The organism is Vibrio sp. 10N.286.46.A8, assembly GCF_041470165.1.
Classification (GTDB): domain Bacteria; phylum Pseudomonadota; class Gammaproteobacteria; order Enterobacterales; family Vibrionaceae; genus Vibrio; species Vibrio tasmaniensis_A.
Genome location: NZ_JBFRLX010000066.1, coordinates 13,126 through 35,770 on the forward strand (window position 1 = coordinate 13,126; position 22,645 = coordinate 35,770).

General features: G+C 44.6%; 25 protein-coding genes. 5 read left to right on the top strand and 20 right to left on the bottom strand.

Annotated elements, in window-relative coordinates; genetic code table 11:
- Nucleotides 1–49: 49 nt before the first annotated feature.
- Together nrdG and nrdD are read right to left on the bottom strand one after the other, a co-directional pair.
- Complete coding sequence (nrdG, locus tag AB4232_RS07615) at nucleotides 50–520, bottom strand: anaerobic ribonucleoside-triphosphate reductase-activating protein (RefSeq protein WP_372086804.1); 471 nt, start codon at nucleotides 518–520, stop codon at nucleotides 50–52.
- Nucleotides 521–694: 174 nt separating this feature from the next.
- Entirely contained in the window at nucleotides 695–2,815 is a 2,121-nt protein-coding gene (nrdD, locus tag AB4232_RS07620; protein WP_372086806.1) for an anaerobic ribonucleoside-triphosphate reductase, read from the bottom strand.
- A gap of 301 nt (nucleotides 2,816–3,116) precedes the next feature.
- Here nrdD and AB4232_RS07625 point away from each other — a divergent pair, with 301 nt between their 5' ends.
- The gene (locus AB4232_RS07625; protein ID WP_372086808.1) at nucleotides 3,117–3,992 is read left to right on the top strand and encodes an endonuclease/exonuclease/phosphatase family protein; all 876 of its coding nucleotides are present in this window, start codon (nucleotides 3,117–3,119) and stop codon (nucleotides 3,990–3,992) included.
- 147 nt (nucleotides 3,993–4,139) lie between these two features.
- On the opposite strand, the gene AB4232_RS07630 is transcribed toward AB4232_RS07625, so the two are convergent.
- The 5 genes from AB4232_RS07630 to AB4232_RS07650 all read right to left on the bottom strand — a co-directional run bounded on the left by AB4232_RS07630 (nucleotide 4,140) and on the right by AB4232_RS07650 (nucleotide 8,163).
- Complete coding sequence (locus tag AB4232_RS07630) at nucleotides 4,140–4,571, bottom strand: DUF6691 family protein (protein WP_372086810.1); 432 nt, start codon at nucleotides 4,569–4,571, stop codon at nucleotides 4,140–4,142.
- Nucleotides 4,571–5,047 carry a YeeE/YedE family protein gene (locus tag AB4232_RS07635; protein ID WP_372086812.1) on the bottom strand — a complete coding sequence of 159 codons (477 nt, stop codon included), beginning with the start codon at nucleotides 5,045–5,047 and terminating at the stop codon, nucleotides 4,571–4,573. Before AB4232_RS07635 ends, AB4232_RS07630 begins: the two co-directional genes overlap by 1 nt.
- Before the next feature lie 199 nt (nucleotides 5,048–5,246).
- Complete coding sequence (locus tag AB4232_RS07640; protein ID WP_017101878.1) at nucleotides 5,247–6,479, bottom strand: glycosyltransferase; 1,233 nt, start codon at nucleotides 6,477–6,479, stop codon at nucleotides 5,247–5,249.
- A 99-nt stretch (nucleotides 6,480–6,578) separates the two neighbouring features.
- On the bottom strand, nucleotides 6,579–7,043 hold the full coding sequence (locus AB4232_RS07645; protein WP_029223895.1) for a GNAT family N-acetyltransferase: 465 nt from the start codon (nucleotides 7,041–7,043) through the stop codon (nucleotides 6,579–6,581).
- A 22-nt stretch (nucleotides 7,044–7,065) separates the two neighbouring features.
- Nucleotides 7,066–8,163 carry a ketoacyl-ACP synthase III gene (locus AB4232_RS07650; RefSeq protein WP_372086836.1) on the bottom strand — a complete coding sequence of 366 codons (1,098 nt, stop codon included), beginning with the start codon at nucleotides 8,161–8,163 and terminating at the stop codon, nucleotides 7,066–7,068.
- A gap of 122 nt (nucleotides 8,164–8,285) precedes the next feature.
- Between AB4232_RS07650 and trxC the strand changes: the two genes are divergently transcribed.
- Nucleotides 8,286–8,720 (top strand): thioredoxin TrxC, encoded by a 435-nt coding sequence (trxC, locus tag AB4232_RS07655; RefSeq protein ID WP_017097619.1) that lies wholly within the window; start codon nucleotides 8,286–8,288, stop codon nucleotides 8,718–8,720.
- Between the two features lie 145 nt (nucleotides 8,721–8,865).
- Here trxC and AB4232_RS07660 read toward each other — a convergent pair whose 3' ends face one another.
- Entirely contained in the window at nucleotides 8,866–10,515 is a 1,650-nt protein-coding gene (locus AB4232_RS07660; protein WP_372086814.1) for a GMC family oxidoreductase, read from the bottom strand.
- A gap of 449 nt (nucleotides 10,516–10,964) precedes the next feature.
- Between AB4232_RS07660 and AB4232_RS07665 the strand changes: the two genes are divergently transcribed.
- Nucleotides 10,965–12,116 carry an MFS transporter gene (locus tag AB4232_RS07665; RefSeq protein ID WP_372086816.1) on the top strand — a complete coding sequence of 384 codons (1,152 nt, stop codon included), beginning with the start codon at nucleotides 10,965–10,967 and terminating at the stop codon, nucleotides 12,114–12,116.
- 153 nt (nucleotides 12,117–12,269) lie between these two features.
- Here the strand turns inward: AB4232_RS07665 and AB4232_RS07670 are convergent, their stop codons facing one another.
- From AB4232_RS07670 to AB4232_RS07680, 3 genes are all read right to left on the bottom strand, one after another.
- Entirely contained in the window at nucleotides 12,270–12,605 is a 336-nt protein-coding gene (locus AB4232_RS07670; protein ID WP_102258000.1) for a winged helix-turn-helix domain-containing protein, read from the bottom strand.
- A gap of 171 nt (nucleotides 12,606–12,776) precedes the next feature.
- A complete protein-coding gene (locus AB4232_RS07675; protein ID WP_240798054.1) occupies nucleotides 12,777–12,950 on the bottom strand; it encodes a winged helix-turn-helix domain-containing protein in 174 nt (57 codons plus the stop codon).
- Nucleotides 12,951–13,271: 321 nt separating this feature from the next.
- Entirely contained in the window at nucleotides 13,272–14,165 is an 894-nt protein-coding gene (locus AB4232_RS07680; protein WP_372086818.1) for a helix-turn-helix domain-containing protein, read from the bottom strand.
- A gap of 50 nt (nucleotides 14,166–14,215) precedes the next feature.
- On the opposite strand from AB4232_RS07680, the gene AB4232_RS07685 reads away from it, so the two are divergent.
- Nucleotides 14,216–15,613, top strand: a complete 1,398-nt coding sequence (locus AB4232_RS07685) for an MATE family efflux transporter (protein WP_372086820.1) — start codon at nucleotides 14,216–14,218, stop codon at nucleotides 15,611–15,613.
- A gap of 120 nt (nucleotides 15,614–15,733) precedes the next feature.
- Here AB4232_RS07685 and AB4232_RS07690 read toward each other — a convergent pair whose 3' ends face one another.
- Nucleotides 15,734–16,129, bottom strand: a complete 396-nt coding sequence (locus AB4232_RS07690; protein WP_065680040.1) for a nitrous oxide-stimulated promoter family protein — start codon at nucleotides 16,127–16,129, stop codon at nucleotides 15,734–15,736.
- A gap of 93 nt (nucleotides 16,130–16,222) precedes the next feature.
- Here AB4232_RS07690 and AB4232_RS07695 point away from each other — a divergent pair, with 93 nt between their 5' ends.
- Nucleotides 16,223–16,432 (top strand): DUF2986 domain-containing protein, encoded by a 210-nt coding sequence (locus AB4232_RS07695; RefSeq protein WP_102249609.1) that lies wholly within the window; start codon nucleotides 16,223–16,225, stop codon nucleotides 16,430–16,432.
- 129 nt (nucleotides 16,433–16,561) lie between these two features.
- On the opposite strand, the gene AB4232_RS07700 is transcribed toward AB4232_RS07695, so the two are convergent.
- The 8 genes from AB4232_RS07700 to AB4232_RS07735 all read right to left on the bottom strand — a co-directional run bounded on the left by AB4232_RS07700 (nucleotide 16,562) and on the right by AB4232_RS07735 (nucleotide 22,594).
- A complete protein-coding gene (locus AB4232_RS07700; RefSeq protein WP_009845394.1) occupies nucleotides 16,562–17,485 on the bottom strand; it encodes an ABC transporter substrate-binding protein in 924 nt (307 codons plus the stop codon).
- A 2-nt stretch (nucleotides 17,486–17,487) separates the two neighbouring features.
- Nucleotides 17,488–18,363 (bottom strand): metal ABC transporter permease, encoded by an 876-nt coding sequence (locus AB4232_RS07705; protein WP_012600593.1) that lies wholly within the window; start codon nucleotides 18,361–18,363, stop codon nucleotides 17,488–17,490.
- The gene (locus AB4232_RS07710; RefSeq protein ID WP_122047366.1) at nucleotides 18,363–19,097 is read right to left on the bottom strand and encodes a metal ABC transporter ATP-binding protein; all 735 of its coding nucleotides are present in this window, start codon (nucleotides 19,095–19,097) and stop codon (nucleotides 18,363–18,365) included. Before AB4232_RS07710 ends, AB4232_RS07705 begins: the two co-directional genes overlap by 1 nt.
- Nucleotides 19,097–20,032 carry a metal ABC transporter solute-binding protein, Zn/Mn family gene (locus AB4232_RS07715; protein WP_135381447.1) on the bottom strand — a complete coding sequence of 312 codons (936 nt, stop codon included), beginning with the start codon at nucleotides 20,030–20,032 and terminating at the stop codon, nucleotides 19,097–19,099. Before AB4232_RS07715 ends, AB4232_RS07710 begins: the two co-directional genes overlap by 1 nt.
- A gap of 49 nt (nucleotides 20,033–20,081) precedes the next feature.
- A complete protein-coding gene (locus tag AB4232_RS07720) occupies nucleotides 20,082–20,678 on the bottom strand; it encodes a DUF6162 family protein (protein ID WP_372086822.1) in 597 nt (198 codons plus the stop codon).
- Nucleotides 20,675–21,010, bottom strand: a complete 336-nt coding sequence (locus AB4232_RS07725; protein WP_372086824.1) for a hypothetical protein — start codon at nucleotides 21,008–21,010, stop codon at nucleotides 20,675–20,677. Before AB4232_RS07725 ends, AB4232_RS07720 begins: the two co-directional genes overlap by 4 nt.
- Before the next feature lie 115 nt (nucleotides 21,011–21,125).
- Entirely contained in the window at nucleotides 21,126–21,962 is an 837-nt protein-coding gene (locus tag AB4232_RS07730) for a DUF4198 domain-containing protein (RefSeq protein WP_017102108.1), read from the bottom strand.
- 113 nt (nucleotides 21,963–22,075) lie between these two features.
- On the bottom strand, nucleotides 22,076–22,594 hold the full coding sequence (locus AB4232_RS07735; RefSeq protein ID WP_372086826.1) for a DUF2271 domain-containing protein: 519 nt from the start codon (nucleotides 22,592–22,594) through the stop codon (nucleotides 22,076–22,078).
- Nucleotides 22,595–22,645: the final 51 nt, after the last annotated feature.

A 22,645-nucleotide genomic window follows, 5' to 3' on the forward strand; every position in this document is an offset into this window, starting at 1 on the left:
ACCATGACGCCCTTTTTCGTTTTACGAGTGTGCTAAGCCACGACAACTGTTATATGTCAGTAAATCGATGAATGATTTGGTTTGAGCTACCACGCCAATCCAACATCGGATCCGCTTTGTCTTGCTCGAAACGACCATCAATCAAAGTATCCACGTATTCAAGCACTTGCTTCTGCTTTTCATCGAGTTCGTCGAGCTCGTAACCCGTCCACACCCAGATGTCTTTACCTTCACACTCCGCTTTTACACGCTGAACAAGCTTAAGCACTTCAGATACGTTTGCAGGATGCAGAGGATCACCACCAGAAAGCGACAAGCCACGGCGCTTGATTCGCGGATCGTTCAGATCAGCGATAATGTGGTCTTGCAGTTCTTGAGTGAACAAGTGCCCTGAGTCCAACCTTTGCGTCGATTGGTTATAACACCCGCGACACTGGTGCACACAGCCCGACACAAACAAAGTGCAGCGTGTTCCTGGGCCGTTTACAACGTCGATTGGGTGATATTGATGGTAGTTCATAAGGCAGTATTGAAAACTCTTTATTGCTCAATAGTTTGAAGCGAAATGCTGTAAGAGCTGAAATAAAAGAATTGGTATCGACATAACGCCGATACCAATCTTATTTCTTGAAACCTAGCTCTTCCAAATTGACTAGCTAAAGATCGCAGATCTTAATTAAGATCCTTCGTTAGATTAAAGGTGCTTCACGCGGCGTTTAACTTCTTCTTGCTTACCGAAGTTAAATGGTCGTGCATCTGGGCTACCAAGGTAACCACAAACGCGGCGCGTTACCGACACTTTGGTTGAGTCATGGTTACCACACTTAGGACACGTAAAGCCCTTACTTGTACAGTCGAACTCACCGTTGTAGCCACATTCGTAACACTCATCAATAGGCGTGTTGGTGCCGTAGTAAGGAACACGTGTGTAGCTGTAATCCCATACGTTTTCTAGCGCTTCGATGTTCTTCTGCATGTTCGGGAATTCGCCGTAACAGATGAAACCACCGCTAGAGATTTCTGGATAAGGCATCTCGAAATCGATCTTGTCGTATGGGTTCACTTTCTTCTGTACGTCTAAGTGGAAGCTGTTTGTGTAGTAGCCACGGTCAGTTACACCATCAATTACACCAAACTCTTTGGTATCGATGCTGCAGAAACGGCTGCATAGGTTTTCACTTGGTGTGCCGTATAAGCTGAACGCGTAACCTGTCTCTTTTGTCCAAGATTCCACTTCACGCTTCATGTACTCCACCAGCTCAAGCGCTTTAGCACGCATTTCGCCATCGTCATACAGGTGAACGTCTGTGCCGTAAAGTGCTGTCATCGCTTCATGGATGCCAATGTAACCAAGAGAAACAGATGCACGGCCATTCTTGAAGATATCGGCAATAGAATCGTCTGCTTTCAAACGAACGCCACAAGCGCCTTCCATGTATAGGATTGGCGCAACACGCGCTTTCACGTTTTCTAGACGAGAAATACGAGTTTCTAGAGCGCGACGAGCTAGCTTTAATTTTTCATCAAGCAGTTCGTAGAACTTAACCATATCTTGTTTTGCGTTAATCGCAATACGTGGCAAGTTCAAGCTAACAACACCTAAGTTGTTACGGCCTTCATGAATCAACTCACCGTTTTCTTCGTAAGTATTCAAGAAGCTACGGCAGCCCATAGGCGTTTTAAATGACCCTGTCACTTCTACCACTTTGTCGTAGTTAAGAATGTCTGGGTACATACGCTTAGATGCACACTCAAGCGCTAATTGCTTGATGTCGTAGTTTGGATCTTGCTTCTGGTGGTTCAAGCCATCTTTGATTGCAAATACCAGTTTAGGGAATACCGCTGTTTTGCGGTTCTTACCCAAACCGGCAATGCGGTTCTTCAAGATAGATTGCTGGATAAGTTTTGAACCCCAGCTTTCGCCTAGACCAAAACCAAACGTAACGAATGGTGTTTGACCGTTAGCTGTATGTAGCGTGTTTACTTCGTACTCCAAAGACTGGAATGCGTCGTAACACTCTTTCTCTGTACGAGAGATAGCAAAAGCTTCTGGGCTGTGAATGTCCCACTCTTTCGCTAGTGATAGGTGTTTCTCGTAACTCGTCATTACGTAAGGTTCTAGAACCTCGTCGATACGGTTAATCGTTGTACCGCCGTATATGTGGCTTGCCACTTGCGCGATGATCTGTGCGGTTACCGCTGTCGCCGTAGAGATCGATTTAGGTGTGTCGATTTCCGCGTTACCCATCTTAAAGCCATGCGTTAACATGCCTTTAAGATCGATAAGCATACAGTTAAACATTGGGAAGAACGGTGCGTAGTCTAAATCGTGATAGTGAATGTCACCACACTCGTGAGCTTGTACGATATCACGCGGCAAAATGTGAGTTTTTGCATAATGCTTAGCCACGATACCCGCCAGCAAATCACGCTGAGTTGGGATAACTTTGCCATCTTTGTTGGCATTCTCATTGATCAGATCAACATTGCTTTCTTCGATCAGACCTTCGATCTCGCGAGTTAAAGCGCTTTGCTTTTCACGTGCGATGTCACGGTCATGACGATATTCAATGTAGGCACGAGCAAGAGACTTGTATGGTCCCTGCATTAGCTCGTTCTCGACCATGGTTTGAATTTCAGAGATATGAACTTCATCGTAGTCTTCGAGCTTCAACTCAACTGCTAATGCCACATTCAGAGCATAAATAGCAATTTCCTTATCGGTTTTGTCTGATGCTGCTTCCACTGCAGCTTGGATGCGATCTCTACTGAATGGAGCTCTTGAGCCATCACGCTTGATTACGATTGATTTCACCACTTCTCCTTACTCTTGAGGTATTCACAGACTTATCCACAAACACACTATAGAGCGATTTATCGTTTAACTAACACTAGATATTGTGGCGTATTTAACGAGAACCACCAACATTGAGTATTGATTTGGATCAATAAAATAGGCACGCCGAACAAGATAAATCCAATATTATTACGTGAGATCTCAAGTCGAAAAGAAACAATGTAACAATAAAAAAACTGCTAAAAAGAGTTGAATTTTCGGTAAGTGTTGTAGGATAACGGCTCAACTATATTGCACACCAAAATTAGGGATATTTGGGATGAAACGACTTCAAAACTGGATAATGTTAGGTTGCTTACTCAGTAGCCAGACTTTTGCTGAACCTTTAACCATATCCAGTTGGAATATCGAATGGTTATCAACCAACGAGGCTGTGAATAAGTTTTCTGCCCAACGTGATCAAGCTGATTTCGACAAACTTGAAGAATACTTTCAATCCTTAGATGCGGATGTGGTCGCCTTTCAAGAAGTCGACGACGTCAATGCCATTCAGCGCATCGCTGGCGATCAATACAAGATATTGATGTCTGACCGGGCATTACCAGAAAACAGTAACCGACAATTCAAAGAAGTGAATCAATATACGGGCTTCGCGGTGCGTAAAGGGATTACTCTCACTGACTACGCTGACTTTCCTCTGGAAACGAGTGCTAACAGCAAGCTCAGATTTGCCAGTTATATGGTTGTGGAAACGGATTCAAATCCAATTCACATGTTGTCTGTGCATTTAAAGGCGGGTTGCAGCGGCGCGTATAAATCTAACCGTGACTGTTCAAGACTTAAAGACCAAGCTAAGCAACTGAATAAGTGGATACAGCAAAGAGAACGCCAAGGTCAGGATTACGCAATATTAGGCGATTTCAACCATAACCTTTCTTACTCAAGAGATTGGATGTGGAAAGACTTAACTCAAAATGCCGATGCTCAGTTGGCGACAAGAAAAACTCGAGCAGATTGTAAGGTACGCTCTAACCGCAATAACCATCGCACACACCAGTTCCGTTCTGTGATTGATCATATTGTAGTGAGCAAATCCTTAGATGCCTCTCCTGCTAAACAGAAGGTCTTTGAAACGCAAGATGTGCTTGATTACAAACTTAGCGACCATTGCCCAGTTTCAACGACTATTAAATAGTAGATTTTAGATAACGGCAGATCATAGCTAACGGTAGATATAGAAAGAGGCTAACTGGCTTTTTTGCTAAAAGCGAGTCAACCTCTATGCTTGGTCAGTTCAGAACAAATAACGTCAAAGCCAATGAAATCAGCGATAGGCTTGCTACTAACAGGTTTTGTTCGTACGACCCGCCAACCACGTTCCCACCAGCATGCTTAAGACGAACAACCATACCGTTGGGTTACCCCCACTAAGGCTGGTTACTGCAGGGCCCGGGCAAAAGCCTGCAATCCCCCAGCCTAAGCCAAACGCTGTAGAACCTAGAATCAGCTTTCTGTCTATCAACGGATTGCTACGGCTATCTAACGGTTCGCCATTGACGGCTTGAGCGCGCTTTTTAATGACCAGATGATAAAACGGAGCGAAGACCAATAGCGCGCCACCCATAACAAATGCCAAACTAATGTCCCAGTTACCGGTAATGTCTAAGAACCCAAGTACTTTGTTCGGGTCAACCATGCCTGAAATGATCATACCTGAGCCAAAAAGAATACCTGCGACCAAACCGATAACGATAGTAAGTGAAGAGTTTTTCATTATGCCCCCAAGCCAATCAGGTTTTTAACCAGCACTGTTGCCATCGCGACACCCATGAATACACAAGTAGCGATAATTGAGCGCTTGGACAAACGAGCCATCCCCACAATGCCATGGCCGCTAGTACAGCCATTCGCCATCTTGGTACCGAAGCCCACCAATAATCCGGCTATGATAACCACTGCGAAGTTGATCTCTTCTAATTGCGGAAGTTGGTAGCCTGTTGGAATCAATAACCAGCCGCTCACGACCATTCCGACAACAAAAGCAAGTCGCCAATGTTTTTCGGTTTTCTCAATGCTGGAGTCCGAGTTCGATTCGGATCCTGATTCTAATCTTTTGTTCTTTCTCGACGGTAACAAGTGGCCAACAATGCCACTAATACCTGCTACTCGCCCTATTCCTAACATAAGAATAATTGCCGACGCGCCTAACAACATGCCACCGAACAATGCATCCCAAGGTATTAAACTCATCACTGACCTCTCTCATAACGTCGATTAACTCATCATCCTCAATTTAAATTAGAGTTTACTAATAAATATAAATTAGTCAATGCTAATGTATTGCGAGTATGTTCGGTTTATAAGTCTGAAATTAACAAGCGCCCTGCATGAAAAAAGCCCCTAGGTGTTAACCTAAGGGCTTATTATTTGATTCGGTTTATTGTGTCAGTTACTTAGTCTTGTTCTTTTCAGCTATCCACTGCGACATATACTTGGTGCTCGCCATGCTGTGGTGCTTAAGCATCGAACCAAAGAAGTTATCCAGTCGATGAGATTCAAGATCGGACTCTAACGCCGTTAATCGCTCAATCAATGTGTCGCCGAGTTGATTCTGCTCGTAGTGCGCTTCAAGGATTGAATGACATTGGCTTTGTGCTTTAAGCCACTTCTCTTCATCTTTGTATAAACCGACAGCTTGTTCAACAAACTCGTCGATGTCATCAGCCACTGCGCCCGGCCATTGCAATTCTCCTTGTGGTAACATGCCTTCGCTGCCGATTTCACTCGTCACGTTCGGAGTTTGTAACTTCATCGCATCAAGCAACTTGCCTTTAATGCCCGCGCCAAATCGGAGTGGTGCAACACACACACGAGCTTGCTCCATCACTTCTTGAGCGTCTTTCGCCCAACCTTTGATATGGAAACCGGTTTTAGGGTTGTGCAAAGCCGTTGCTTTCGGCGGCGGGTAAGATCCGTAAATATGAAGTTCAGTTTCAGGTAACTGTTTACGAATTTTCGGCCAAATCTTCTGTAACTGAAGCACAGCATCCCAGTTCGGTGCGTGTCTAAAGTTACCTATCGTCATGAAATGCTTACGTTCTTCAAAGCTTTTCGTGCTTTCAGGAAGTGTATTAAGATCAACCATGAACGGCAAGTGATGAAGCAGTTTTGGATCGATATTGAACTCAGATTTAAGCAGATCCATCTCGTAACTTGAAATGATCAACGAAAGATCACAGCGTAAGATTGCGGCAATTTCACGTTTAGCCAAGTCACTGTACAAATGCGCTTTGGTCAGTTCAGTCTCTTTCTTAACTGCTTCATGGCGCGCGTTACGTAGGAACTGTAAGTCTTCCGTATCCAGTAACTTAAAGGCATTCGGACATACTTTTTCCACGCGCCAACCAAACTGCTCTTCCATCATGAAACGGTCAAACATCACGACATCGGGTTGCAGCTCTTCAATGTACTGGTCAAAGCTATCGCAATTTAACTGTATAGATTGGCTCGTGATGCCCTCTTCAGAGAGATCGATCATGTGCTCGGTTTCTTGAGCTGGCGTTGCAAATTCAACGGACCAACCTTGTCTCTTGAACAGGCGTAAAAGAGACATCATATGGCTGCCAGCCGCCGATGAATTCGGTTCTGGCCAAACGTAGCCAATTGCTAAAACTTTCTTCAAAACACTTCCTAAGAAATAACAAAAGGGACTGTAGAAGTCCCTAATTAAACGTAAATCGATTTATACCGCTGATTATAATTGGTTCTAAGAACTCAGCGATCAGATTCGTTCACCCACATTGCGAGCTATCATAAGCACTTCATCCGCAGAGTACAGGTTTGAAATCGTGGTTTCGACTTCTGCACCCAAAGTCGATTGATAAAGCTTTTGTGCAAAGTTGTCTGCTCTGGTGGTCACTAGCACGTGTTTGAGCATCGAGCCTTGATCCGCCAAATGCTGTTTTACCTGCGGCAGGGAATCTAGAATCAGCGTTTTACCCAATCCTTGCCCCTGCGCGCTTGGTAACACGGCAAGTTGCTCTAGTTCTAAAACAGCTTCAGGTCTAAACCCGCTTTTCTGAACCCAGATGATGTAACCCACGATCTCACCTTCGTTCTCTGCAACGAAGTTAAGAAAGCGTGGTGCTGCATTTAAGTTACATTGTAACCAATTTTTTGAGTTTTGCTGTCGAACAAAAGTAGCTTGGTGAACTAAAGCCGCCCCATCGAGGTCGGCTTCTGTCATTAAACGAACTTGCACAATGCTGCTACTCGTTTTCAGAATTAGGACGCGTTTTACAGTGTAAAATGGCTCTTTCTAGAAGCTCTAAAGCAGATTTGTCGGCTTCTGGAAGCTTAGCATCCGATTGACCTAGCGGCTTAACACGGCTACCCCATTTAATATGGCCAGCACCCCACGTTAAACCCGCACCAAACGCTGCAACAAGAATATTGTCGTTAGGCTTAACGAAACCTTGCTCTAGCGATTCACACAATGCGATTGGTACAGTCGCAGCGGATGTGTTGCCGTAATTTTGGATGTTAACAAACGCTTTCTCGCGCTCAATACCCGCCATATCACACAGAGTTTGAATGATTCGGATGTTCGCTTGGTGCGGAATCACAACGTCAATGTTGTCGGTTGAGATACCAGTGCGGCTCAATACTGTGTGTGCCGCTGCACCCATGCCTTTCACTGCACGTTTGAAGATCTCTTTACCAACGAAGTCAAAGTCCCAATAACCGTTGTCAGCAGCAAAGCGATCCATAGATGTACCGAATTTTGGCACCGCTAGAATATCGCGGCCTTCGGCGTCACAACCGATCTGAGCTTCTTGTAAGCCAACTTGTTCCTCGGTGCGAGATAGAACCACAGCGCCAGCGCCATCACCGAAAAGAACCGCGGTATCACGCTTGGTCCAATCAATGAAGAATGACAAGCGTTCTGCGCCCACAACGATAGCGTTGCGGTAGTTACCCGCTTGAATCAGTCGAGTCGCCGTTTCAACGCCGTAGATGAACCCAGTACACGCTGCGTTAAGGTCGAAAGCCGCTGCGCTCTTGATGCCTAGGTTCTGTTGAACTTTAGACGCAGTATTTGGAATAAGGGAGTCTGGGCTGCACGTCGCTATGATCACGAGGTCGATATCTTCGGCAGTAAGACCAGCACACGCCATGGCGTGTTGAGCAGCAACAGTCGCTAACTCAGAGGTATTTACATGACTGATACGACGGTTTTCGATACCAGTTCGAGTTCGAATCCACTCGTCAGACGTATCAATGAAAGTGCTTAGATCATCATTGGACAACACGGCTGGTGGCAGACACTTTCCCCAGCCAGTAATTTCGGCGTAAAATTTTGTCATCATTTACCTATTTATTGTTTGTTTTTATTTAAGTATCGTATTCTAGTTTTAAACAGTATAAGCGCTCCGTGCGTGATTCGTAAATCGCGTTAGACACGGAGTTACAATAAAAAGAGAAAGTTATGTCTACATTCAACACACGTTGCCCTTCTTGTAATGGCGTAAACCGAGTTCCTTCAGAAAGAATTTCAGAAAGCCCAACCTGCGGTAAATGCAAAACAGCATTGCTCGATGGCGCTCCTATCGAGGGAACGTCACTTAATTTCCAATCTATTTTGAATAGTTCACAGCCAGTGGTTGTCGATTTCTGGGCAACATGGTGCAACCCATGTGTTGGCTTTGCGCCAGTGTTCAGTGACGTTGCTAAAGAGCGTTCAGGAGATATTCGATTCGTTAAGATTGATACTGAAGCTCAGCAACAGCTTGCCGCGATGTACCAAATCAGAAGCATTCCAACCGTGATGGTGTTTAAAGATGGTAAACGTGTCGATACGATTAACGGTGCATTACCAAAAGGTCAATTTGATCAGTGGCTTAATCAAGCTCTAACTAAATAACACCATTGTTTAAGCTATTGGTTAAGCGATTGAATTAACTTGTGCTTTATTCTAAGTAAGCACACAAAAATAGGTTAGAGAGTCTTATCAAATCAAGACTATCTAACCTACTGTTTTATTTATGGTTATCATTTAACTTCTTGAATTAAACCACAGCTTCGCCTTTCGCTTGAATACTAGATGCTTGCTTACCAAACCCGTATTCCTCTTTGATTTGATCTGCGACTTTTTCAGCAATCATAATGGTTGGCGCGTTGGTGTTTGCCCCAATCAGTGTCGGCATCACAGAAGCATCAATGACTCTCAAGTTATTCAACCCATAGACTTTAAGATCGTTATCCACCACGGCTAATGAATCACTGTTAGGGCCCATTTTACAGGTCCCGACCGGGTGATACTGAGTGTCTGCACGGTTGCGAATATCTTGCTCAATCGCTTTATCATCACAGGCATCTACCGGATAGAAAGCATCACCACGGATGTCGTCAAACGCCGAACTCTCTAACATTTGATACTGCTTCTTCCAGCCCTTAATCATTATCTCCATATCTTCAGGATGACTGAAAAACGCAGGATCGATCTTAGGCGGATCATAAGGATCATTACTATTGAGCGTTACGCTGCCATGGCTTTTTGGCCTCAGCAAGGTGACATGAGAGGTAAAGCCATGACTGGTATGAATTTTTCTCGCATGGTCATCGACTACTGCAACGACAAATACAAACTCTAAATCCGGCACGACGATATGATCATCGGAACTGAGAAAGCCTATCCCTTCTGCAAAATTGCTGCTCATCTTACCGCGGCGTTCTTTGTGCCATAACGGCAAAGCTTTGGTCATTTCAGAGGCCATTTGCAACGAGATACCGAAGGTTTCACGCTTTTCGCTGCATTTGTACGAATGTACTAAGTCGATATGGTCTTGAAGGTTCTTGCCGACGCCTGGTAGCTTTTGAACCGGTTCGATGCCATGCATCTCTAGTTCAGCTTTCGCGCCGATACCCGACAATAACAGCAGTTGAGGAGAACCAAACGCGCCAGCGGATAGAATCACTTCTTTGTTGCATTGGATCTGATAACGCTGTCCGTTAAAGCCATATTCGACTCCGACCGCTTTCTTACCTTCGAACAAAACTTTATGTGTGGTTGCTTTGGTCACGACCGTAAGATTTGGTCTCGAAAGGTTTGGCGTTAAGTAAGCCTTGGCAGCACTGCACCGTTCGCCATTCAACTGGGTTACCTGCGTCGGCATCGCCCCAAACTGAGCAGCACCGTTGATGTCTTCATTACGGGGAACCCCTATCGACTCACACGCCGTTAAGTAACGTTCCAACATCGGACTTGGCGATCGAAGGTTAGCCACGTTCAGAGGACCACCTTGGCCGTGAAACTCATCTTGGTGGACTTCGTTATTTTCCGCTTTCTTAAAGTAAGGCAAACACGAATCATAGTTCCAACCTGCATTACCCAAGCTTTCCCATGTATCGTAGTCGGAACGGTGTCCACGTGCGTACATCATCGCATTGATAGAGCTAGACCCACCAAGTGTCTTACCTCTTGGTTGATAACCTTTACGACCATTCAAACCCGGCTGTTCAACGGTCTCAAAGGCCCAGTTGTTTAGCTTAGTTGGCATCATCGCGGCTATACCTACGGGTGTATGGATTAATGGGCTTGTGTCTTTACCACCTGCTTCCAATAGGCAAACCGTGACATTGGGATCTTCAGACAGCCTTGCAGCCATTACACATCCTGCCGAGCCCCCGCCAACAACAATAAAATCATAACTATCCATTTGCCTATCTCCATTGGGTATAACTCTCGTTTACGCTATTGCCGTGATTGATAACACCATACGAATGAACATTTTACGCGGGTATTTGTAATCATCAAGTTGAACACAACACCATTCCTCTCTGGCCTACTCTATGACGTTACGTATGTTCATGAAGCACCAATGAGCTTAACTTTTTTCGCTTGAATTATCGTGATGATCAACAACCATCACGGATGACCTACGCGGATGATTGTATCGCTTACAAAACCATAATGAACATAATCCTAGTGGCTTTTTGACCGCATAAAATCTCGCCAAATCGTAAATTCCGCTATGGTATTTTAGCTCAAGATCTCAATAAATTTCTTTTATCTTAACGACTATTTTTATTCGTTTTACCCAATTCAGTTTCTCCCCCATAGTCGCGGAAAATTCATCGTTTCTTTCACTATTTAGAGGCTCCTGCATTGGACAACATCCAACCAACAACTCGCATAACTGTTCCGGTTATTGCATTGTCTTTTTACGCGATCGCTTCAGGCTATTTAATGAGTTCATTACCATTAATGTTGTCTGAGTATGGCTTAGACAAAAATCTATCGAGTTGGTTGGCGAGTGCATTCTATGCAGGGCTTTTAGCCGGTACGTTATTGATTGAACGTGCGATTGCACGTGTTGGTCACAGAGATGCGTTTGTTATCGCTCTGGCTATTTTTATCGCAACGATCCTTGTGTTACCACTCATCCCACATCAAGCGGTATGGTTATTAGCCCGCTTTGTCGCTGGTGTAGCGGTTGCAGGTATCTTCGTGATTGTAGAGTCTTGGTTAATGAGCGGTGACGAATCTCAGCGCGCGAAACGCTTAGGCGTTTACATGTGTTCGCTATACGGCGGCTCTGCCGTTGGCCAACTCGGCATCGGTTACCTTGGTATTACAGGTGGCGTACCTTTCATTGCAATGTTCACCTTGTTGTTTGGTGCAATCATTGTGTTGATGTACGGACAAGCGACAGCACCACAAATTCACGATGCGCAGTCTTTATCATTAAAGCAAATCAGCAAACTGAGCCACAGCGCTTTGATTGGCTGTATTGTATCTGGATTAACACTTGGATCTATTTACGGGCTGATGCCTGTTGAGCTTGCTCAACGCAACATCGCACACCAAGATATTGGCGGTTTGATGGCGTTGGTGATTATGGGTGGTATGGCTGTTCAGCCGATGGTGACATGGTTATCTCACCACATAGGACAAGTGTTATTAATGGCTCTGTTCTGCCTACTAGGGGTTGCAAGCATTGGTGTACTAACGATTAACCACGATTTCTACGTACTAGGCATGAGCCTATTCGTACTGGGCATGGCAACATTCGCACTTTACCCAATAGCGATTAACTTGGGTTGTCGTAACTTAGACCCGAGCTATCTAGTGTCAGTAACTCAGGTTATGTTGTTGTGTTACAGCATCGGTTCTGTCGCTGGCCCATTGGTTGCAGATAGCTTTATGGATTCACAAGCGGGATTATTCACTTACCTGTTCGCGTCTCTACTCGCTACAACGATCTACATGTTGATTGCTAGCTTAAAACGCTCTCCTCTACAGATTACAGGCGAGTAAGTTCGAATGGCAACTATCCTCCTCAGGTAGGATAGTTGCCTCTAGAGCTCTTAGTTATGACTTTCCGTCTAACGAAGAGCTCTTTTTGTTTGATGACTTCTGAGCAAAAGTCGACAAAAAGCATCAATACTAGAAATAGAGGTGTTCTTCAGGTTAAGGCTGAAATATGTAGCCTTCACCAGTAATGGTAATGATTAGGCCATCCCCGAATAGTGATCTGATCTCAGATATCGCAACAATCACTGACGAGTTAGTGACTGACCCATTCTCCCAGCCAATCTTCTTCAATTGCCCGACACTGAACAACTTCCCTCGATGTCGATTCATAAACAGAATGATCTTACGATACGCTAAAGGCATGGTAGCCAGAACATAGCCGTTTTCAACATTGCGAATAAGTTTGGTGTCGAGTTCAACTATTTTTCCGTTGAGTTCAAGTATTACGTTGTGTTCAGAGTGGTGAGTATCTATTACAGGATAGGCGTCCATTTTTATACAATTCCTTTACGATATAGCCAGCAACAAAGTTAAATTCAGTCATTTTTGTATAACGTCGCTTATAAGTGGACGTTTAAAATCGAAGATAATGAAAGCAGCGTATACGGTAAAGAGATTAAATTTTTATTATTAATATATGAACAGGATATCAATAAAGGGTAATTAATCCTCCAGTACATAACCTTCGTTGGAAACCGTTTTTATACAACGACAGTCTAAGATCCTTCTTATCTCGTAGATAGCAACCAATACTGAAGCTGATGTCACGGCTTTACCCGCCCAACCTACACGCTTCAAAACTCGCTTACTGATCACATGTCCTTTATTTTGATACAAGTAAAAAAGAACCTTACGATGAGGCTCTGAAAGCGTCCCTATTATCGAGCCACACTCCTGCTTTCGGACGATCCTCGTATCAGATTGAAACTCTTTTTTATTTAGAACCCACTTAGACGGAAGTTTAAAATCGTCTACGTGATTCGCTATTTTTGGTATGGATTCCTCACGCTTCATAAGCAGTCGTCTTTTAAGATATTTCCAATATTATCGAATGGTACAAAAATACTAAATTGATAGATCACTTAATACCGTACATTTACTGCAAAATTGATCTTGTGGAATTGTTCTAAGAAACGAATTTTTAGTGGACAACCAGCACTACCCGGTAAGTCGATGGCTTTTACGGTATTGGCTTGGAGATAAACCAAAATGCTTTTTAAAGCGATGTGAGAAGTTATAAGGATCTTTGTAACCCAAACGGTTGGCAATCATCGATACCGACCAATCTTGGTATTTTAACAAGCTGGTCGCTTTATCCATTCTTAGTTGAATCAACTTGCTGCGTGGGGATAGGTCGAAGAGCGTTTTGGTAACTCGATTAAGCTGCTCTTCGCTGATAAACACCCTTTGAGCCATACCAGCTACTGTCCATGGTTGATGCAGACTACTTTCAATCTCATTATAGAGTGCTTGAACACGAGCGGTGGTGCTTGTTGATTTGGGTTCAAAACCCGTCAACGTTCGGACTATTTCACTCAAGAGTAACTTCCGGTAACTGGCTCGGCCCCCTATCTCAAAGTAAACCAAGTTCATTAGTGACCAAACCTGCTCACACTCTCCAAAAGGCACAATCCCCTGACCTAAACTTGCTATGTGCTGCCACTGCTTAGTATCGGGGGTCAACATCCACGCCATTTTCCAATAGTTATATTGCGGATCGAGTTCAAAACGAAATGGGGTTCCGGCAGGAAGAACCACCAGCGTATACGGTGTAATCGCTTGTACTGATGTCGTGGTTGTTAGAATGCCGCCACCTTCCATAGTGAAAATCAACGTATGAACATTAACGGATTCTCGCTCAACCCAATAACCATCGTATAGTTTTGCCATACCGCCCATATAGACACCAAAGCTTTTCATCTCTGGGATATCTTCAACGGTCAAAAAACGTTCTTTGCAATGTTCCGCGAGAAAAACATCATCTTGCCACTTTGATTTAGGCTCCATGTCATCAATGACGGATTCGCACAGGTTTTGTTGTTTTTTAAACATGTTGTTACTTCACTCAAATCACTATAGTTCTGCCATAAATCGGAGAACTTATGACAACTAACATCAACCCTAACTCATCTATGAATAACAAGCCAGAGAGCATATTACCTCGTATCGTTAAACTTGGTTTGCCTGTTGCTTTGCAAAGTGCGCTGGTTGCTATTCTTGCCCTTGCTGACGTCTTGATGGTCAGTGATTTTGGTATGGAAGCAGCAGCCGCTGTGGGAATTGCATCAAAATGGCACTTCGTTGCGATTATGATTATGGCAGGGTTGGCCTCAGCAAACGGTACATTAGTCGCTCAATACTGGGGAAAGAATGACCGAAAAAGCGCACGAACAGTATCATCCATCGCGATGGTGTTTGGTTTAAAAGTTCTGCTGCCTGTTACAGCAATCATCACTCTTGGTTCTCAGTTTTTAATGATGTTGCAAACTAGCGATCAAACCGTGATTGAGCTCGGAGCGACATACCTATGGTATGGGTTCCCTGTTCTACTTCTAACTCACATTGTTGTAGTGGTAGAAGCAAGTATGCGCTCATCAGGTGACACCGTAACTCCACTATTGCTAGGTGGTGTTACCATTGCACTCAACATTGCACTTAACTTTATTCTAATTAAAGGGGCTTTCGGCATTCCAGCAATGGGCGTTGCGGGTGCGGCATTGGCGACAACCTTAGCGCGATTGATTCAAGTGGGCTTAATGTATAGCTACATGCGTGTTCGTAAACACTGGCTGCTAACCACCCCAAGCTCACCACACCGTCCATCACTGTGGCTTTCTTACCGTCGTATTGCGTTGCCGCTAACGATGAATGCCGTGTTGTGGGCAATGGGCACAATGGCATATCAAATGATCTTTGGTCACATGGGCACGACTGAACTTGCGGTGTTCTCGATGCTCGCGCCGTTCGAATCGCTGTGTTACTCGATCTTCTTTGGTATCTCCGTAGCGTGTTCAGTATTGCTTGGCCATTCGCTGGGCCGTGATGAATTTGATGATGCTATGAGCATGGGTCTAACATTCATTAAAGCCGTCGTTGGCTTTGGCGCTGTCGTTGGCTTGCTACTGTTTATGGGTAAAGAGTATGTACTATCATGGTTAAACCTTTCTACAGATGCATTGTACCCGCTTGCTTCGCCAGCAATGATGATCATGTGTTTTGCAGTGGTGATTCGTATGCTCAACATGGTGATCATTAACGGTATTATTCGTGCTGGTGGTGATAACGCTTTTTGCTTGCGAATGGATTTCATCGCGATGTGGATGGTGGGCATTCCAGTGTGTGTTTACGGCGCGTTTGTCGCTGGATGGGATTTCAAATACATCTATGGCCTGATGTTGGTTGAAGAAGTGGTGAAACTGGCAATATGCTCGCACCGTTATTTGAGCCGACGCTGGATCAATAACCTGACGGTTACCTACGAAGAGCCTCAAGCGGTGTAGCTTTATACATAAAGTATTCTTTCTACAAGACTGCCTTCTGATAAGGCAGTTAGCAGAAACACAAAAGGTCTGAGCAATCAGACCTTTTTCGTTTCTTCTGCGACCAATTTAAAGCACCAGTTACTTCTTGTTCATTCGGATATGGCGATTAGACACATTCGGCAGTGGCTTCTCTGGCACTTTACGTTTCTCATGAATCAAATGTCGTATTGCTAAAATCGGATGCTTAAGTAGCATTCTTGGCCCTGCATAGCGCATCACTAAACGCATCTGCTCTTTAGGGTCAGGCTTATAACAATGAATCGGACACTTATTACAGGTCGGCTTTGCTTCGCCATAAGGGCATCTATCAAGTCGTGTCTCTGCATAACGCAACAGTTGCTCACACTCTTCACATAACGCGTTATTCTGACGAACCGCACCGTGGTGATCTTTGCAGTAGATGTGTACCATCGCAATAACGGTTTTGTACTCCGTTGCGAGCTCGCCTTGTAGAATGTTGTTATGTTGGAACATGATTAATTACCTAATGAGAGACCGTACAGGTTGAGTTCTAGATCTAAAATGATTATCCTCCACCGCATAAACTAAATACAAGGCTATGCAGCAATGAACCGTAAGAAAAAAATCAATCAAATTCTAAAGAAAAGACAGAAACAGGCGAATTCTAAACTGCATGGTAGCAACAAGCCTCGCTATATTTCTAAAGCTGATCGCGCAAAAATGGAAGCTGAAGAGCAAGCGAAAGCCGCTCTAGAACAAGCAGAAGGATCTGTAGAAGCTGGTATCGAAACTGAAGAGACAAAAGCTGCAGAGTAAGCTTTTGACTCACGAGATACTCTTGCTCAGCGCTCAGATCAGAGCCTGTAGACAAGAACAAAAAAAGCAGCCTCTATTTAGGCTGCTTTTTTGATCCTACCGTATTAACCTAGCGACTTAGCGATTCAATTAACCTTTGAATGGTTTAACTTCCCAGCGTGCGAACGGCGCTTTTGCATTAATCCCTGCTCTTCCCCAGCGGTCTACCGAGTCAACAACAAGAATTCGCTCATTAGGCACCAATGACTTAATCAAAGTCGTCGGCTTTTTCGCTGTCACTAACCATAGCGCATCGTCTTCTGAAAACATCGCTTTGAGCTTCGCTTTATCTTGCTCTGTCCATTCCAGTTCAGCTTTGAACATACGTTCTTCAACAAACAGTTGGCTGCCAGAAGCAAAATCTTCCAAGCTTTCTGAAAGCAACAATACTGAATCTACATCGTTATCCAATAATACCGCTTGTTGCTTGTTAATCAGTTCACGAACATCAAGCATCACACGCTGCAAATTACGATCAATCGTCTCTGCTTGCGCTGGCCACAATAACTTAAAGTCGTCAGCCACGATAGCGGCCATTCGCGTTAGATTGGTTGGATTTAACCAAGCATACTTAGACACATCACCACTCGATAACGTCAACGCAGCGACACCTTGTGCTCGTGGAGTAATCGCTTGAGCGGCATCCACCTCAACCAAGCGGATGTTGCCTTGCCTTGCGTATACAAATGTAGGATCCGCTTGCCAAATAGATGACAGCGTTAACGCAACGGTCGCCTTCTCTCCTGACTTAAGCACCTTGCTTTCACCCTTAGTGCCAAACCAGTTAGGTAAGCGATCAATACCGTAGCGTTTTGGTGGTAGGTATTCGGTCGTAATGTCGGTGCCTTTGGTTAGCTCTGTCGCCAAAGCATAAGTCACAGGTGTACTGGTTAGGATATCCTCTGCGTTAGCGTTCAGTGACACCACAGATCCAGCCATTAACACACTACCAAGTACACCCACTTGAGCCGCTGTTTTTACTGAGCTTGAAATACGATTCATTAAAGGAGTCATGGTTAAGCCTTTCTTATAATTCGGTATAGCGTTGCTGCTAGGAAAAACGTTGCAGAAACGATGATGATTGAAGCGCCTGACGGCACTGGCAGTTTAAGTTCCATCGGTAATACCGTTCCGACTAAACACGCGATGGTTGCCAGCAACGCAGAAAGCAAAACAAAGCTCCCCATGCGTTTAGTCAACAATCGTGCCGTCGCACCCGGAATCAGTAATAACGCGCCAACCAAAACGGCACCCACGATCTTCACCGCGGCAATCGTCACCAAAGTAATCATCATCACAAACAGGTAGTCATAGAAGCTGGTGTTATAGCCACGCACCTTGGCAATATCCGGGCTAATACAAGTGAGAAGAATACGGTTGAACGTCGGTATCAAGAGCAAAATGATGAGCGCGCAGCTGCCTGCAAGAATCGCTAAGTCTTGATCTGTTACCGTCAGAATCGAACCAAACAGCACATTCTCAAGCATGTGAATGTTGATCTTACGTGCCACGTACATCAACAATGCCGCGCCGACCGCTAAAGCGAGCGCAAGGAAAACGCCGACTAAAGTATCGTATGGCACATTGGTTCTGTTTCTTACAAAATGAAGAAGCAAAGCAAAGATCATACAGAAACTAAACAGACCAATAATTGGATTTTCTGGTGGCTCACCAAGTAAAACACCAATGGCAATACCGGTTAATGCGGCGTGACCTACCGCTTCAGAAAAGAATGCCAGACGCTTTGCAATGACCAAAGTACCAAGGCCACCTAATAACGGGCCCAATAACAACGCAGCAACCAGTGCATTCACCATAAACGCATACATGAAGCTGTCTGATAACCAACCCGCTTCAACGCCACTAATGGCAAGTTGTCGTAACCACTCCATTACGCAACCTCCTTCGATTTGGTGATGGCAGATCCACTGCTATAGTGCTGAAACAGACTCTCGATTTTAGTAGGGTGTAGTACTTGTTCATGTGGACCACTATCCACCAAGAATCGATTCACAACATGTACATTCGCTTCAAGACGACGTACTGCGGTTACATCATGGTGAACAGCAAGAATGGTACGCCCTTCATTAACGCATTCACGAACTAGCGATTCTAAATAACGAACGCCCTGCTCATCCATGCCAGTCGTAGGTTCATCCAACACTAATAAACTTGGGTTATCCAACAACGCTTGAGCAAACAACACGCGTTGCTGCTCACCACCCGATAGCTGCCCCATACGGCGGTCGCTACGAGTCGCCATACCAACACGATCGAGTTGTGCTAATGCAAGATCCAATTGCTTGGACTTACGACGCCAAAATAGCGGAATTCGAGTTTGGTTAAGCAGGACGAAATCCATTACCGTCAGAGGTAAGCTCGATTCGAAGGTCGCTTTTTGAGGAACGTAACCAATGCTTGGCTTTTCTGGCCAATGAATATTGATTTGACCAGAGAAAGGCGTCAAACCAAGAACTGAACGAAGCAAAGAGGTTTTGCCTCCGCCGTTTGGCCCCATGATCACATGGCACTCACCCGCTTTAAGATCTAGTGTGATATCATCAAGAATCACGTTGTTGTCGTATTGAAGACCGAGTTGGTTGATTGAAATCGATGGACCTTGCATTACGCCTTCCCGCTTTTAGCCTGGTTAGCCGCAGCAAATTTCATGGCTTCGATTAACGTTTCTAGGTTCTTCTTCATTTCGACTTCCACCTTATTGTCTTGATACTCACCGTGCGTCATGTGAGAAAAACGGTAAAGCTGCACACCCGTTTCGGCTTCAATCGTATCCACAAATCGATTAGGCATGTTCAGTTCGTAAAACAGGACATCAATGCCCGATGCGCGGATTTTCTCGATCGTATCTTGCAGTTGGCTCGCACTTGGTTCAACACCGTGTGCAGGCTCAATCACCGCCGCGACATCCACACCAAACTCTTGAAGGATATAACCATAAGCATTGTGCGTGGTCGCCACTTTCATACCTGATGTATCGAGTTCACCTAATGACAACATCGCATCACGCTTCATAAAGCGAAATTGCTTGGCGTACTTACGTGCATTCTTACGATAAAAAGCTGCATTGTCTGGATCGAGTTTAGAAACTTCACTCGCGATGGTGTACACCTTTTGGATTGTTGTAGAAAGTCCAACAAACGTATGTGGGTTCACCGCGCCTTGGCCAACAGACTGGCCTAATGCAGGAAGTAGAGGTACTTCTTTGTTCGCTTCGATGACCATTAAATCATCACGTTGCGCAGCTGAAATGACTTTTAGTGCGAAGTCATCGTGGCCAATACCGTTTACGACGATTGCGTCCATCTGGCTCAATCGCTTCAAGTCATTCGGTTGTGGTAAGTAGTTATGTGGGTTAAAGCCAGCATCAACCAAAGGAAGGATGTTCACTTTGTCACCTACCACAGCTTTTACGTAGCTATAGTAAGGCTGTAGGGTAATACCTATCGTCAACTTGTCGCTGTCGACTGTGTATTCTTTTGCCAATGCATTGGGTGTCGATAGCACCGCCATTAACGACATCAATAGAGTCATGAATCGCATAGTAAATCTCTTATTATTAGTCAGCATTTTGTTTTTCGAGAGTCCGGGATTAATGTGAAGAAGCTTCATGCTGATCAGCAACTTCTGACTCATTCACCACCTGTTTCCAGCCTGCAGATTCCAATGTGTTTTCATCAAATTGAGTAGGTTGGCTTGCGACACCACCAAAGAAAATCCAGATTTCCGGAGAAACACTGTTCGCGTTCAAAATAAAGGAGTCCGCGAAGCCATGAGTGTTTGGCGTAGCTTGTTCGCTTGGTGTAGCGTATTCACTTGGCGTAGAAAAGTAATAACCACGCTCGTCCAATAACCAAGTATGAGAACCTTTGCGCTTCCAACTCTGGTCTTCAACAAATGGTGCAACCCATTCATCTTTAAGTGACACAACACTTGGCCAATCGCCGTCTAAGTCCATACGAAGATCTCGAATCTCTTCATGAGCTAAACGGAGTTCTGACAGCATCGCCAAGTTTTCTTGCTCAACATCAGTCACTAAGACTTGGTGATCAAGGGTCACTTCGATATGAGATTCTGCTTGATTAAACGGAATAGCAACCGTCGCAAAACAAAGGATGAATATAATGATTAGGCCAACCCACTTACCCTCTCTTCCGCCTGTGTCAGCGCGTACACTTTGAATCATCATTTTTCTTTGATCTCTACAACGTCGACTTCAACAGGAAACTCGTGACCTGAATCAAACACGAGGTAAAACTCAGTATTAGGATTTGGGAATTCGACGATAGAGCGTTTATCCGTCATCTCTTTCGCTATCAAGTTATCTTCGTAGTCGTACATCGCGACCGCGTAATCTATCGCTTTACTACCATCAGAGTAACCTGCCTCACAGGCAACCGTTTTGCCTTCAAACCAACAGCTCATCAATGGAAAGTGAGCTTGCGCAGGCAATGCCGCTAAACCAAGCCCCAGAGCCAAGCACGGGGCAATTATGGTGTTTGCTTTTATTGTTATTTTCATCGTTCGTACCCTCGCCACGTTACAAATTTTCAGTGGAATACTGACCGTTAAAGGGCTCTAATGAGCCCTTGTCTTTTTTATCTAATAATCAGGAGCTTTCTCCCGATAAAACCGACTATTGAAGCAATGCTTCGAATGTCAGGTGCACATTCGTACTTGCTTTGTCTGCCAGTGGGTTGTCAACCAACTCACCTTTGTAGTTCGCTTTCATTACGTAACGACCCGCTACGTCTGGAGTAAACGTGATTTCACCGTTTTCATCGCTCACTACATCAATCTGCTCTTGGTGATTGCGGTAAAGTGTACCTTCACGAGTAATTTCCGCTTTCACGTCTTTCTGGATTTCACCGTTGTAGAAGAATTGGAATGTCACCGGTTCGCCTTCAACGATGTCTGAAGGGTGTGTAACAGGCTTCATTTCAAGAAGCTTGCCTTCAATTTTGAAAACTGAATCCGTCGGCTTGCCTACTGTGATGTAACTTTCTGCGCGAGTGAAACCGACTTGAGTTACAACGTCACGTGATTTTTCAGGTAATAGTGCATCACGCTCAGCTTTAGTCGCTTTAATCCATTTTACTGTGTCACGACGACCCGCTTTGTACTGTGTCCAGTACGTTGGTTCGTTGTTGATTGCTACTTTGTGTGTACCTTCTTCCTCAAAATAGAAATCAAACATTGAGCGACGCTTGCCTTTTACAACGAAGTTAGGACGCTCGTTACGGCCATCAGGCATGATAACGAATGCTTTATCACTTCCTGCTGGCTTATCAAACACAAACGTACCGTGGGATGCCGTCACATCAAATGTTAACCAGTCACCACCTTCTTTAGAAACGGTGAAATGAGAAGGCAAAACCCAACGAGGGTGAGCTTGCGCAGTCGTCGTTGCTGCTAGACCGAACGCCATTACACCTGCAAGAGCAAGCGCCTTTATTTTTGTCTGTTTCATCATGTTCAATTCCATTATTTGTAATCTTTAACCGTGTCGCTCAATGGCGCCTACGATTCCAATCTTTGATTTTTCTGTCGCTTGTAAAGCACAGCTTGTGTTATCCGACGTGCTAATTATTTGGCAATGTAGCTCAAGATAATTTTCCCCGTCTCTTCCGTTGCTTTTAATTCATAAGAGGCGTTTGAATCTGTCAGTGATACTTTTTGGCGAAGGTAATTACGGCCACCGTGTTCACGAACGACTTCGACATGCACCGTGTACTCACCTTGTTCAAGGGTTTCACCGCTGTCGCTCTTGCCATCCCAAACGAAACGATATTGACCAGCCGGGCGTGTTGCAGAAGTCACAGCATCGACAAGTTCACGATCGTAACGGCCAACTTTTCTCCACCAACTGCGTAAGTCTTTTAGCCATTCGTCTTTACCGACCCAAAGCTCAATGGTTTTCACTGACTTTCGTTCACTGTTTTCTACCCACACCGCCACGTAAGGACGTGCATACATAGAGGTATCAATCTTTGGAAGCTCAAAGTTCACATCAAGTTTTGCCGTATCAGGGATCGCTTGTGCCATACCTAGGCTTGGCAAAAGAGATAAAGCAAGAAGCGCCTTACTCCAATTCATTTTTTTCATGTTTAACAACCTTTAAAATCCGTTTAACCTTTGATCAACTCATCTTGTCGA

Coding starts and splice junctions, on each gene's coding strand:
- nrdG (WP_372086804.1), bottom strand. CDS start 520: ATGAACTACCATCAATATCACCCAATCGACGTTGTAAACGGCCCAGGA.
- AB4232_RS07625 (WP_372086808.1), top strand. CDS start 3,117: ATGAAACGACTTCAAAACTGGATAATGTTAGGTTGCTTACTCAGTAGC.
- AB4232_RS07630 (WP_372086810.1), bottom strand. CDS start 4,571: ATGAAAAACTCTTCACTTACTATCGTTATCGGTTTGGTCGCAGGTATT.
- AB4232_RS07635 (WP_372086812.1), bottom strand. CDS start 5,047: ATGAGTTTAATACCTTGGGATGCATTGTTCGGTGGCATGTTGTTAGGC.
- AB4232_RS07645 (WP_029223895.1), bottom strand. CDS start 7,043: ATGACAGAAGCCGACCTCGATGGGGCGGCTTTAGTTCACCAAGCTACT.
- AB4232_RS07650 (WP_372086836.1), bottom strand. CDS start 8,163: ATGACAAAATTTTACGCCGAAATTACTGGCTGGGGAAAGTGTCTGCCA.
- trxC (WP_017097619.1), top strand. CDS start 8,286: ATGTCTACATTCAACACACGTTGCCCTTCTTGTAATGGCGTAAACCGA.
- AB4232_RS07660 (WP_372086814.1), bottom strand. CDS start 10,515: ATGGATAGTTATGATTTTATTGTTGTTGGCGGGGGCTCGGCAGGATGT.
- AB4232_RS07670 (WP_102258000.1), bottom strand. CDS start 12,605: ATGGACGCCTATCCTGTAATAGATACTCACCACTCTGAACACAACGTA.
- AB4232_RS07680 (WP_372086818.1), bottom strand. CDS start 14,165: ATGTTTAAAAAACAACAAAACCTGTGCGAATCCGTCATTGATGACATG.
- AB4232_RS07685 (WP_372086820.1), top strand. CDS start 14,216: ATGACAACTAACATCAACCCTAACTCATCTATGAATAACAAGCCAGAG.
- AB4232_RS07690 (WP_065680040.1), bottom strand. CDS start 16,129: ATGTTCCAACATAACAACATTCTACAAGGCGAGCTCGCAACGGAGTAC.
- AB4232_RS07695 (WP_102249609.1), top strand. CDS start 16,223: ATGAACCGTAAGAAAAAAATCAATCAAATTCTAAAGAAAAGACAGAAA.
- AB4232_RS07700 (WP_009845394.1), bottom strand. CDS start 17,485: ATGACTCCTTTAATGAATCGTATTTCAAGCTCAGTAAAAACAGCGGCT.
- AB4232_RS07705 (WP_012600593.1), bottom strand. CDS start 18,363: ATGGAGTGGTTACGACAACTTGCCATTAGTGGCGTTGAAGCGGGTTGG.
- AB4232_RS07710 (WP_122047366.1), bottom strand. CDS start 19,097: ATGCAAGGTCCATCGATTTCAATCAACCAACTCGGTCTTCAATACGAC.
- AB4232_RS07715 (WP_135381447.1), bottom strand. CDS start 20,032: ATGCGATTCATGACTCTATTGATGTCGTTAATGGCGGTGCTATCGACA.
- AB4232_RS07720 (WP_372086822.1), bottom strand. CDS start 20,678: ATGATGATTCAAAGTGTACGCGCTGACACAGGCGGAAGAGAGGGTAAG.
- AB4232_RS07725 (WP_372086824.1), bottom strand. CDS start 21,010: ATGAAAATAACAATAAAAGCAAACACCATAATTGCCCCGTGCTTGGCT.
- AB4232_RS07730 (WP_017102108.1), bottom strand. CDS start 21,962: ATGATGAAACAGACAAAAATAAAGGCGCTTGCTCTTGCAGGTGTAATG.
- AB4232_RS07735 (WP_372086826.1), bottom strand. CDS start 22,594: ATGAAAAAAATGAATTGGAGTAAGGCGCTTCTTGCTTTATCTCTTTTG.